The 11,226-nt window shown below is 64.9% G+C and carries 9 protein-coding genes and 2 CRISPR repeat arrays (1 of these 11 only partly in view); all 9 genes read left to right on the plus strand.

Translation table 11 applies throughout. From position 1 onward, the window contains the following. Nucleotides 1-1,063: direct repeats of the CRISPR family, unit length 28 nt; unit sequence GGTCCATCCCCACGTGCGTGGGGACTAC. A gap of 190 nt (nucleotides 1,064-1,253) precedes the next feature. The 9 genes from B128_RS0108230 to cas2e are packed head-to-tail and all read left to right on the plus strand — an operon-like array spanning nucleotide 1,254 to nucleotide 10,692. After that, entirely contained in the window at nucleotides 1,254-2,222 is a 969-nt protein-coding gene (locus B128_RS0108230) for a helix-turn-helix transcriptional regulator (RefSeq protein ID WP_018111801.1), read from the plus strand. A 9-nt stretch (nucleotides 2,223-2,231) separates the two neighbouring features. Then, nucleotides 2,232-4,994: a CRISPR-associated helicase/endonuclease Cas3 gene (locus B128_RS0108235; protein ID WP_018111802.1), complete on the plus strand. Its 2,763-nt coding sequence runs from the start codon at nucleotides 2,232-2,234 to the stop codon at nucleotides 4,992-4,994. Between the two features lie 58 nt (nucleotides 4,995-5,052). After that, nucleotides 5,053-6,492: a type I-E CRISPR-associated protein Cse1/CasA gene (gene casA, locus B128_RS0108240; RefSeq protein WP_026175130.1), complete on the plus strand. Its 1,440-nt coding sequence runs from the start codon at nucleotides 5,053-5,055 to the stop codon at nucleotides 6,490-6,492. 12 nt (nucleotides 6,493-6,504) lie between these two features. Then, on the plus strand, nucleotides 6,505-7,002 hold the full coding sequence (gene casB / locus B128_RS0108245; protein WP_018111804.1) for a type I-E CRISPR-associated protein Cse2/CasB: 498 nt from the start codon (nucleotides 6,505-6,507) through the stop codon (nucleotides 7,000-7,002). Beyond that, nucleotides 6,999-8,114 (plus strand): type I-E CRISPR-associated protein Cas7/Cse4/CasC, encoded by a 1,116-nt coding sequence (gene cas7e, locus B128_RS0108250; protein WP_018111805.1) that lies wholly within the window; start codon nucleotides 6,999-7,001, stop codon nucleotides 8,112-8,114. Before casB ends, cas7e begins: the two co-directional genes overlap by 4 nt. Nucleotides 8,115-8,129: 15 nt before the next feature. Next, the gene (cas5e, locus tag B128_RS0108255) at nucleotides 8,130-8,792 is read left to right on the plus strand and encodes a type I-E CRISPR-associated protein Cas5/CasD (protein WP_018111806.1); all 663 of its coding nucleotides are present in this window, start codon (nucleotides 8,130-8,132) and stop codon (nucleotides 8,790-8,792) included. Further along, nucleotides 8,782-9,402, plus strand: coding sequence for a type I-E CRISPR-associated protein Cas6/Cse3/CasE (cas6e, locus tag B128_RS0108260; protein WP_018111807.1), 621 nt, complete (start codon nucleotides 8,782-8,784; stop codon nucleotides 9,400-9,402). Before cas5e ends, cas6e begins: the two co-directional genes overlap by 11 nt. An 8-nt stretch (nucleotides 9,403-9,410) precedes the next feature. Continuing rightward, nucleotides 9,411-10,376: a type I-E CRISPR-associated endonuclease Cas1e gene (gene cas1e / locus B128_RS0108265; RefSeq protein WP_018111808.1), complete on the plus strand. Its 966-nt coding sequence runs from the start codon at nucleotides 9,411-9,413 to the stop codon at nucleotides 10,374-10,376. After that, nucleotides 10,336-10,692, plus strand: a complete 357-nt coding sequence (gene cas2e / locus B128_RS0108270) for a type I-E CRISPR-associated endoribonuclease Cas2e (RefSeq protein ID WP_018111809.1) — start codon at nucleotides 10,336-10,338, stop codon at nucleotides 10,690-10,692. Before cas1e ends, cas2e begins: the two co-directional genes overlap by 41 nt. Before the next feature lie 57 nt (nucleotides 10,693-10,749). Beyond that, a CRISPR array of direct repeats spans nucleotides 10,750-11,226; the repeat unit is 28 nt; unit sequence GTAGTCCCCACACGCGTGGGGATGGACC; it runs 464 nt beyond the window's last position.

Genomic DNA, 11,226 nt, shown 5'->3' on the forward strand with positions numbered 1-11,226 from the left:
GGTCCATCCCCACGTGCGTGGGGACTACTTCCAGCCCGAGCTCCCGTGGGCCGAGGACCACGGTCCATCCCCACGTGCGTGGGGACTACACCTGGGGCCCCTCCAACACGCGGGTGGTGGCGGTCCATCCCCACGTGCGTGGGGACTACGCCATCTCCAGGTCCGCATAGAGCCCCCCGCGCGGTCCATCCCCACGTGCGTGGGGACTACGGCCACCGTTTTGGGGTCCACGGCTTCCACCATGGTCCATCCCCACGTGCGTGGGGACTACGTGGTCGGGGCCGGATGATTCCAGCCCCGACCTGGTCCATCCCCACGTGCGTGGGGACTACCCCATGCCATAGCAAGGCTCTTGCTATGGGTTCGGTCCATCCCCACGTGCGTGGGGACTACGAGGGTATCCCCCCAGCTGACCAGGAGCGGGCCGGTCCATCCCCACGTGCGTGGGGACTACTGGAGGGGGCGGTGATGTCCCGCCCTTCAGGGAGGTCCATCCCCACGTGCGTGGGGACTACCCAGGGGAGCCCCAGGATGGAGCCGATACGGCTGGTCCATCCCCACGTGCGTGGGGACTACTATGCCGAGGGCCGTAAGGGAGAGTGGCGGGATGGTCCATCCCCACGTGCGTGGGGACTACGAGGTAGCCATCCCTGTCCTTTCGTAGGGAGACGGTCCATCCCCACGTGCGTGGGGACTACGCTATCCCCGAGGCGGTCTTCCAGGCCTTCGGCGGTCCATCCCCACGTGCGTGGGGACTACTGGAGGCCATGCGCTCCGCCCTTGCCGTGGGCGGTCCATCCCCACGTGCGTGGGGACTACGCAGGGGGTGCGTCCCCGCTTCCGCTTCTATGCGGTCCATCCCCACGTGCGTGGGGACTACGGAGTGGAGGCCTCGTATCGGACCGGAGCCAGCGGTCCATCCCCACGTGCGTGGGGACTACTGGCCACGGCGTAGAGGTTCTCCGGTATCCGGAGGTCCATCCCCACGTGCGTGGGGACTACCGACGCTGTTCCAGGCTTCCTTTGCGCCCTTGCGGTCCATCCCCACGTGCGTGGGGACTACACTTGACCCAGACGGCAAAAACCCCTTTTGACCCCCCTCTATGTGTATAGAGAGGGATTTTTCCAGGAAAAGCTTTCAAGATCCACCGCGCCATCACAAGTAGCTACCAGGGAGGTAGGCGCTGAGTTCAGACTAGCACTTTCTGGACAAGCCTGTAAACCCCGGGGAAACTTTGTGTTAACCTGGAGCCATGCCTGACATTCCTAAAGCCGAACGGCTTTTGGGAATCCTCGAGGCCCTGAAGCTACGCCCCATGCGGGTTTTGGAACTTGCCCAGCGCTTTGGGGTGAGCGAGCGCACCATAGAACGCGACCTCGAGGCCCTCGCCCACCAGGGCTACCAGGTGGAAAAGGTGGGGAGGGGTCTTTACCGCATCCCTGACCGTTCCCCCGCCCTCCACCCCGTGGAGGCCCTGGCCCTTTTCGCCGCCGGCCGCCTCTTGTTCCACCAGGCCCCCACACGCCAGTACGGCAGGGCCCTGGAAAAACTGGCCCGCATGCTTCCAGAACCCCTTCGGGAACTTCTCCTCCGGAGCACCCAGGGCCTCGAGGGCCGCCAGGGGGACTCCCGCACCCTGGAGATGGTGGCCCGGGCGCTCCTGGAAAGACGGGTCCTGGCCTTTGAGTACCGCTCCGGAGGTTCCAAAAACTGGCGGCCCAAAGAGCTTTTGGTGTACTTCCTGGAGGCCAACCGCACCAACCTGGGCCTCTATGCCGTGGGCTACGAGCGCACCTATCACAAGGCTATCCTGACCTTTAAGCTTTCCCGAATGCGCAACGCCAGGCTGCTGGCAGATACCTACGAGTTTCCCGGGGACTTTGACCCCACCCTCTACTTCCGCCAGGCCTGGGGGGTGGTGGGGGTGCGGGAGGAAGCCATAGAGGTACGGTTGCGCTTTGCCCCTGAGGCGGCATGGCGGGTCCTGGAGGGAGACTACCCCGGCCTCGTGGTGGAGCGGGAACTGGCCGATGGTAGCCTGCAAGCCAGGCTTTCGGCAGCCCCCTTCAAGGGCGGGGTGCCCTGGGAGGTCCTGGCCTGGATTCAGAGCTTCGGGCCGCGGGTGGAGGTACTTTCCCCACCAGAGCTTCGGGCGCTTTGGCTGGAAGAAGCCCGGCAGGTGCTGGTCAAAGCGTCAGTGCCTGTCGGGGTTGCGGGGTAAGGTGGCCTCATGACCACCGAACAAACCGCCCTAGCCCTTTGGGCCAAAAGTGGTGACCCCTACCACCCCCTCCTGGCCCACATGCTGGATACGGCCGCGGTGGCCTGGGCCATCCTGGAGCGGGAACCCAGGCGCACCCGGCACCTCTACGCCCAGGACTGGGGCCTGCCAGAGGAGGCCAAGGGCCTGGTAGCCTTCCTCACCGGGCTTCACGACCTGGGCAAGGCCAGCCCCGTTTTCCAGGCGGCCTGGCCTGAAGGGGCAGAGCGGCTTAAGGCCCAGGGCCTCACCTGGGATGAGGAGGTGATAAAGGAAAGCCGGGTGGCCCACGGGGTGTTCACCGAGCTCTACCTGAAGGAGGTTCTTAAGGAATACGGCTTCTCCCCCAGGGCCGCCAGGCAGATGGCTCAGGGACTGGGGGCCCACCACGGCTTTCAGGCCCAGGGCGAGGAGCTTAAGCAGGGCAGGCGCCACGTGAACTGCGAACCAGAGGGCTGGAATGAGGTTCGGCGCTTCCTGGTGGAGCGCCTTCACCAAGTCCTGGGCGCTCCCTGCCAGAAGCTTCCCCAGGGGCACGACCCCTCCCCCGAGGCCATCCTGCGGGTCATGGCCCTGGCCTCCTTCGCGGACTGGATCGCCTCAGACCCCAGCTTCTTCCCCTACGCCGGCCGGCCCCACCCCCTGAGCCCTGACTACTGGCCAGAGGCCCTGGACCGGGCCGGCAAGGCTCTGGACGCTCTTCCCTGGCCATCTCCTGCCCCAGCATCCCCGAAGGACTTCCAGGAGCTTTTCCCCTTCTCCCCCAACCCCCTCCAGAAAAAGGTGCCCGAGCTTTTGGCAGGTGCCCAGGAGCCGGTTCTGCTCCTGGTGGAGGCCCCCATGGGCCTGGGCAAGACGGAAGCCGCCCTCTACGCCTATCACCTCCTGCAGGGCCGGCTTGAACACCGGGGCCTTTACGTGGCCCTGCCCACCCAGGCCACGGCCAACGGCCTTTTCCCCCGGGTAAAGGGGTTCTTAGAGAAGCTGGGAAGCAAAGCCCCCCTGGACCTACAGCTCCAGCACGGGGCCGCCGCCCTGAACCCAGCCTACGGGGAGCTTCTGGAGCGGGCCCAGCCCCAGCAGGTCTACGAGGAGGAAGGGGCCGTGGTGGCCTCGGCCTGGTTCTCCGCCAAAAAGCGGGCCATGCTCTCGGGGCACGGGGTGGGCACCCTGGACCAGGCCCTCTTGGGGGTGCTCAAGGTCAAGCACCACTTCATCCGCCTCTGGGGGCTCATGAACCGGGTGGTGGTGCTGGACGAGGTGCACGCCTACGACACCTATACCTCGGGCCTCCTCATGGCCCTCCTCCGCTGGCTCCGCACCCTGGGCTCCAGCGTGGTACTCATGACCGCCACCCTGCCGAAAGCCAAGCGCCAAGAGCTCCTGAAAGCCTGGGGGGCAGAGGAAACGGAGCTTCCCCCCTACCCCCGGGTGGCGGCTTTCTCCGGGGGGAGGCATCTTGGGACCCATGAGCTACCCCCTGGAAGCCCCAAGGTGTTCCACCTGGAAGCCGCTCCAGTGGAACCCTCTTCCCTGGCAGAAGCCCTGAAGGCCCGGCTCCCTGGAGCCCTGGGGGCCATGGTGAACACCGTGGACCGGGCCCAGGCCCTCTACCAGGCGCTGGGAGAAGGAGAAAGGCTCACCCTGGCCGCTCTCCTGGACCACCTGGGCCGGGGGCCTTCCTCAGGCCCCTGGCAGGAACTCCATGCTCTGCGGGAGGAAAAGGGGGAGGCCATAGTGGGCAAGCGCCTGGAGGACGGCACCCTGGTCTTCCTCCTCCACGCCCGCTTCCCCGCCGAGGAGCGGGCCCTGAGGGAAGGGGTGGCCCTGGCCCTTTTTGGCAAGCACGGGCCCAGGCCAGAGCGGGCCATCCTGGTGGCCACCCAGGTGGCGGAGCAGAGCCTGGACCTGGACTTTGACCTCCTCTACACCGACCTGGCCCCCATAGACCTCCTCTTCCAGCGGGCGGGCCGGCTCCAGCGCCATTTCCGGGAAAGGCCCAGCCATCTCCGGGAGGCCCGCCTGCTGGTAGGCGGCATCGAGGAGGAACCGGAGTTTGGAGGGGAGCTCTACTGGAACCGGGTCTATGAGGACTACATCCTCCTCTCCACCTGGCTTTCCCTTAGGGAGAGGAAGACGCTGGAGGTGCCGAAGGACCTCGAGGGCCTCCTGGAGGAGGTCTACGGCCGAAGGCCCGAAGGCTTCCCCGAACCCCTGCAAGGAAGGGCCCAGGAAGCCCACAAGAAGCTGGAGGAACGCCGGCAAAGGGAAGCCAAGACCGCGGAAAACCTTGCGCTGGGAGAGCCGGAAAGCCTCCTCAGCCGAACCGATGCCGCCAGCCTAGCTGCCGAATTCCGCCTGGACGACGAGGCCGAGGACGAGCGCACCCAGCGCTTCCTCACCCGCCTGGGCGACCCCAGCGTGGCGGTGGTGCCCCTCTACAAGGGAGAAAACGGCTACTTTCTTGACCCCCACGGCCAGCACCCCGCCAGGCTCAAAGGGAAGCTTGCTAAGGAGGAGGTGCTGGCCCTCTGGCGCCGGGCGGTGCGGCTTTCCCGCCCTCCCATTCCCCAGGTGCTCCTAGGGCAGGAGCCACCCCCCGCCTGGCGCGAAAGCGGCCTCCTTCGGGGCCTGCGGCCCCTGGAGGTGGGCCGTGCCTTTCCCCTGAAGGAAGGGGGTGCCCTTCGGGTGGAGCTGGACCCGGAGCTAGGGGTGGTCTACAGGCGGGGTTGAATCCGTCAAGGGTTGTCGGCTTGGGGTGCTACTTTGCAAGGAAAGGGAGGTGGTAGGTTTGGCCAAGTTCAACCTGCTGGAAGAACCCTGGATCCCGGTGCTGGAGGGGGGCCAGGTGCGGGAGGTGAGCCTCCGGGAGGCGTTGTTTAACGCTTCTTCCATAGAGCGTATAGAGACCCCCTCCCCCTTGGAAGAAGCGGCCCTGCACCGCCTGCTGCTGGCCATCCTCTACCGGGCACAACCGCCGAGGGACCTAGACGATGCCCTGGAACTCCTGGAAAAGGGCGAATTTGACCGGGGGCAACTAGACGCCTACCTGAACACTTACCAGGACCGCTTTTTCCTCTTCCATCCCACCGCTCCCTTCCTGCAAATCGCGGACCTCCCCGACGAGGACCCCCTCCCCTGGAGCAAGCTCCTTCCCGAGCTTTCCAGCGGCAACAACCCCACCCTCTTTGACCACACCTTGGACAACAACCCGCCCACCGCCTCCTACGCCCAGGCGGCCCGGGCCCTGGTGGTGCACCAGACCTTTGCCCCCGGAGGGTTGTTGCGGCGCCTGGGTGTAACCTCAGCCAAGGACGCTCCCCTGGCCCGGCCCGCGGCTTTCTTGGTCACGGGGAGAAACCTTTTTGAAACCCTGGTGCTAAACCTGGTGCCCCAAAGAAACCTGGGAACGCCCATCTGGGAGGAGCCCCCTCTGCCCACCAAGGACGTAACGGGGTATGCCACCACATGGCCCCTGGAGGGCACAGCCCGGGTCTACACCTGGCCTGCCCGGGGAGTACGGCTTCTGGACGAGGGAAATGGCGTGCGCTTTATGGCCTACGGGCCTGGAGTCCAGCCTCAGGAGGTAGGCTGGCGGGACCCCATGGTAGCCTACCGCCAGCAAAACAAGACCGGGCAAATCCTCCCCTTGCGCCTCAGCATGGAAAAGAGCTTCTGGCGGGACTTCGGCGCCATGTTGCCTGGGGCCGGGGGCAGTTGGCCTGCGGTGGTCTCCCACGCGGCCCAGGTGGCGGAGGAGGCAGACCTCAACCCCCGCATCCGGGTCCTGGGCCAGGTCTCCGACCAGTCCAAGGTGCTGGACATCCGGCGGGAGGTCTACCCCCTGCCTCCTGGTCTCATTTCCCCCAAGGGAGAAGCCCTTTTGCAAAGGGCTTTGGAACTGGCGGAAGAACTGGGCCAGCGGCTCCAAACCGCCGCGTGGCGTCTGGCTCAGGAGGTCTTGGGCACCGGGGACCAGCCTCAGCTTCAGGCCTTCAGGGACTCCCTTCCCCTTTTGCGCCTTTACTGGGCCGAGCTGGACGGGAGTTTTCCCCGGTTCCTCGAGGCCCTAAATAACCCCGGGGCCATGGAGGTGTGGCGGGAGGAACTCAAGAAGGCCGCCCGCTTCGCCTGGGAGGAGACCCGCCGCTCCCTGGGCACCCAGGCCCGGCACCTGAAGGCCCTGGTCCGGGGGGAAGAGACCCTGGCCACTGCCCTGGCAACGCTATAAGGAGGTGTAAGGGTGAAGGGAAAGGCGTTTCTAGACTGGCTGGAAAAACTTAAAGAGCAGAAGGCCTGGACGCCTGCCCGGGCCGCCCTGCGGCGGAGCCTGGCCTTTGACCCGGGTGCCTATCCCCCGGCCATGCCCTATGTGGAGCCCTTTGTGCAGGAAGAAGGCTGGGCGCGGGAGGCCCACTACCTGGTGGCCGCCCTCTATGCCCTGAAGGACGGGGAGCACTGGGAAGGGCGCACCCTGGCCCACGCCCTGCGGGAGGCCATGGAGGCCCGGGGCTCGGACAGCCTGGAACGGCGTTTTCAGGCACTTTTGGACGCGGATAGGGACCAACTGGCCTTCCGCTTGCGGCAGGCGGTGAGCCTGTTGGAAGGCGGGCTGGACTTCGCCAGGCTCCTGGAAGACCTTCTGTATTGGTTCCACCCAGAGCGCAGGGTACAGGCCCGTTGGGCCAAGGAGTTCTACGGCAAGGAAAGCGCAGAGGAGGAAAAGGAGGTGGTGGCATGAAGCTTCTGGAAGTGCACGTGATTCAGACCGTGGCCCCCAACAACCTGAACCGGGACGACACGGGAAGCCCCAAGGACGCCCTCTTTGGCGGCTACCGCCGGGCACGCATCTCCAGCCAGGCCCAGAAGCGGGCGGTGCGGGTGGCCTTTGGCACCTGGCCCTTGCTTTCCGAGGCCGAGCGGGCCATCCGCACCAAGCGCCTGATGGAGGCCCTTCTGGAAAGGCTTGCGGGCTTGCCAGAAGCCGACGCTCGCCGGGCCATAGAGAACGCCCTGAACGCCCTGGGCTTTGGGGTGAAGGAGGGCCGTACGGAATACCTCCTCTTCCTGGGCAACCAGGAGCTGGACGCTCTGGCCGAAGAGATAAGGAAAAACCTGCAAGCTCTCGCCGCTCAAGAGACCAAGGGGAAAAAGAAGACCGAGGTGGACGGGGAGCTTAAGAAGGCCCTGGAAAGGGTGTTCGATGGGGGCAAGGCCGTGGACCTGGCCCTCTTTGGCCGCATGCTGGCCGACCGGCCCGAACTGGGGGTGGATGCGGCGGCCCAGGTGGCCCACGCCATCTCTACCCACAAGGTAGACCGGGAGTTTGACTTCTACACCGCTGTGGACGACCTCAACCCCAAGGAGGAAACCGGAGCGGGGATGATGGGGGATGTGGAGTTCTACTCCGCCACCCTGTACCGCTACGCCGTGGTGAACCTGGATAAACTCCTGGAAAACCTCCAAGGGGATGGGGAACTGGCCCTCAAGGGGGCTCTGGCCTTCCTGGAGGCCTTTGCCCTCACCCTGCCTTCGGGCAAGCAGAACAGCTTTGCCGCCCACAACCCACCCCTTTTCCTGGCCTTCCGTGCCGGAGAGGGCCTGCCCCGGAACCTGGCCACAGCCTTTGAGCGCCCCATCCGCCCCCGGGAGGACAAGCCCCTTTCTGCCCTCTCGGTGGAGGCTTTGGTCAAGGAATGGGAAAAGTTTGACCGGGTCTTCGGCCCCCTGAAGCCCGAGTGGAAAGGAGCTCTGAACCTCACGGAAGCGCATACGGATCACCTGGAGGTTCTAGATAGCATAGGCGACCTCAAGGCAAAGGTAGAAAAGGCCCTGCAAGAGCTGTTGGGGTAAGGAGGGAGGCGATGTATGCCCACGCTTCTCCTTAGGCTTCAGGGCCCCCTGCAGTCCTGGGGCACCCGGAGCCGCTTTGACTACCGGGACACCTGGCCTTACCCCACCAAGAGCGGGGTCCTGGGGCTTTTGGCCGCCGCCTTGGGCCGGGACCGGAAGGAGGACGTCTCCGACCTGGCCAGCCTGCGCATGGGGGTGCGGGTGGACCGGAAGGGTGTGCTGAAAGTGGACTACCAGACCGCGCAAGAAGTCCTGACCTCCAGCCAGACCACCACCCGGGACGTGGTGCAAAGCTGGCGGTACTACCTCTCGGACGCCGCCTTCCTGGTGGGCCTGGAGGGAGACGCGAATCTGCTGAAAGAAGCCCACCAGGCCCTCCTCAACCCCAGGTTTGCCCTTTACCTGGGGCGCAAGGGGTACCTCCCAAGCCCGCCCCCCTATCTTCCCGACGGCCTGCGGGAGGAATCCCTCGAGGAGGCCCTGCGCACCTACCCCTACCTTCTCCCCCACAAACCCCGAGAGGACCTGCTCTTGGTCCTCGAGGCGGAGCAAGGCCGCCTGGTCTACGACCAGCCCATCGCCCCCTTCGCCAAGCGGCAGTTTGGGGCCAGGTACGTGGAGGAAAGGCTTCTTGCCAAGGAAGAGGTCTACTTCAGGGAGAAAGCCCATGTGGGTTAGCAAACTGGTGCTCAACCCGCGCTCCAAAGCCGCCCGCAAGGACCTGGCCAGCCCCTACGAGATGCACCGCACCCTTTCCAAGGCAGTGTCCCAGGCCTTAAAGGAGGGGAAAGAACGGCTTCTTTGGCGCCTCGAGCCCACCCGGAGCCTGGAAGCCCCCGTGGTCCTGGTCCAGACCCTCACGGAGCCCGACTGGAGCGTCTTGGAAAAGGACTACGCCGAGGTCTTTCCCCCCAAGCCCTTTACCCCCGTCCTGCGGGAAGGCCAGGTGTTGCGCTTCCGCCTCCGGGCCAACCCCAGCAAGCGGGCCAAGGACCGCGGGGAAAGGGTAGCCCTAAAGACGCCCGCAGAAAAAACCTTTTGGCTTGAGCGCAAGCTGGTGGAAGGAGGCTTCCGCCTCTGCACCGATGAGGAAGCGAAACCCATGGTCCGCATCCTGCAGGACACTTTTCTGGAGGTGCGCAAATCCGGCCATCTGATTCAGGTGCAAGCGGTGCTCTTTGAAGGCACGCTGGAAGTGGTGAACCCGGAGAAAGCCCTCCAAACCCTCTCCAGGGGCATCGGGCCTGGAAAGGCCCTGGGGCTTGGCCTGCTTTCCCTGAGACCTTAGGGGGCCTTGTGCCGCCGGTTCCCAACACCCGCAACCTCAAGGAACTGCCCAAGTTCCGGGATGGGCTCTCCTACCTCTACGTGGAACACGCCTTCATTGAGCAAGAAGCCCAGGGTATCGGCATCTATACCCAAGAAGGCCTCACCCTGGTGCCGGTGGCGGCCCTGGGGGTGCTCTTTCTGGGCCCGGGAACCCGCATCACCCACGCGGCCATCCGGGCCCTGGCCGGCAACGGCTGCACCGTGGCCTGGATTGGGGAGGGCTTTGCCCGCTTCTACGCCCAGGGCCTGGGAGACACCCGAAGCGCCCTCAGGCTCCAGCGCCAGGCCAGGGCCTGGGCTGACCCGGAGCTCCACCTGGAGGTGGTCTTCCGCCTCTACCAAAAGCGTTTCAAAGAGCCCTTGCCCAAGAACCTCAGTCTGGAGCAGGTACGGGGGCTGGAAGGGGTACGGGTACGGTCGGCCTATGCCCGCTGGAGCCAGGAGACCGGCGTGCCCTGGCATGGCCGGAGCTATGACCGCCGGAACTGGGCCTCTTCGGACCCGGTAAACCGGGCGCTTTCCGCCGGGGCAGCCTACCTCTATGGTTTGGCCCATGCCGCCATTGTGAGTAGCGGCTTTAGCCCCGCTCTGGGCTTTATCCACGTAGGTTGGCTTCTCTCTTTTGTTTACGATGTGGCCGACCTTTACAAAACCGAGGTCCTGGTGCCAGCCGCCTTTCTCACGGTGGCGGAGTCGGACCTGGAGGTGGAGCGCCGTATACGGCAGAAGCTTCGGGAACGCATTCTGGAAGAGCGTCTCTTAGAGCGCATGGTGGGGGACTTGCTAGAGCTTTTCTCCGGCCTAGGCTTCCCTGAGGACGATAAGGAGGAAGACCCCACCTTTCCAGGTGGGCTTTGGGACCCCGCAGGAGAGGTAGAAGGCGGGGTGGCCTATGGTGGTGATGATCCTGGAGAAAGTGCCGAGGAGCCTTAGGGGAGAGCTGACCCGCTGGCTCCTAGAGGTGGACACCGGGGTATTCGTGGGCCGCCTGAGCGCCACCGTGAGGGAACTCCTTTGGGAAAAAGTGGTGCAAAAGGCTGGGGAGGGTCGGTGCGCCATGGCCTGGCGCACCAACAACGAGCAGGGTTTCTCCCTCAGGCTCCACAACCACCCAGACCGCACCTTGCGGGATTTTGATGGTATAGTACTGGTAACTGTGCGCAACGCCGAGGCCATGCAGAAGGCAGAAAAGCTAAAACGCATGTCCAAGGCTTTGCGCGGGGATCTTGACAAGCAAACCCCGGACTAGGTCCATAAAAGACACATAACAGGGGGTCAGCGGGGGTTTTTACCGTCTGGGTCATGTGTAGTCCCCACACGCGTGGGGATGGACCCGTTACCTCACCAGAGCCGGGGTAAACGCCTGCGTAGTCCCCACACGCGTGGGGATGGACCGAGAATGAGGCCGCTTCGGACCTGATGGGGGCGATAGTAGTCCCCACACGCGTGGGGATGGACCGAGGTCCCCGTGGCATTAGAAGGGCCCTCTATGGTAGTCCCCACACGCGTGGGGATGGACCGTTGTTGGCGTATAGGGCGAAAAGAATCTCCTCGTAGTCCCCACACGCGTGGGGATGGACCCCCGTATCTGCCGCGGCAGGAGCTGGAGGAGATGTAGTCCCCACACGCGTGGGGATGGACCGTTGTATAAGGCCAAGTATAGCCAAGGGGTTCGTAGTCCCCACACGCGTGGGGATGGACCACTTGGCCGAGATGCTAGAATGGAGTTGGCGGGGTAGTCCCCACACGCGTGGGGATGGACCGTGGCCCTGGCCCGTAGGCT

The organism is Thermus igniterrae ATCC 700962 (assembly GCF_000376265.1).
In the GTDB taxonomy this organism is placed as follows: domain Bacteria; phylum Deinococcota; class Deinococci; order Deinococcales; family Thermaceae; genus Thermus; species Thermus igniterrae.

Coding starts and splice junctions, on each gene's coding strand:
- cas5e (WP_018111806.1), top strand. CDS start 8,130: ATGCCCACGCTTCTCCTTAGGCTTCAGGGCCCCCTGCAGTCCTGGGGC.
- cas7e (WP_018111805.1), top strand. CDS start 6,999: ATGAAGCTTCTGGAAGTGCACGTGATTCAGACCGTGGCCCCCAACAAC.
- cas2e (WP_018111809.1), top strand. CDS start 10,336: ATGGTGGTGATGATCCTGGAGAAAGTGCCGAGGAGCCTTAGGGGAGAG.
- B128_RS0108230 (WP_018111801.1), top strand. CDS start 1,254: ATGCCTGACATTCCTAAAGCCGAACGGCTTTTGGGAATCCTCGAGGCC.
- B128_RS0108235 (WP_018111802.1), top strand. CDS start 2,232: ATGACCACCGAACAAACCGCCCTAGCCCTTTGGGCCAAAAGTGGTGAC.
- cas6e (WP_018111807.1), top strand. CDS start 8,782: ATGTGGGTTAGCAAACTGGTGCTCAACCCGCGCTCCAAAGCCGCCCGC.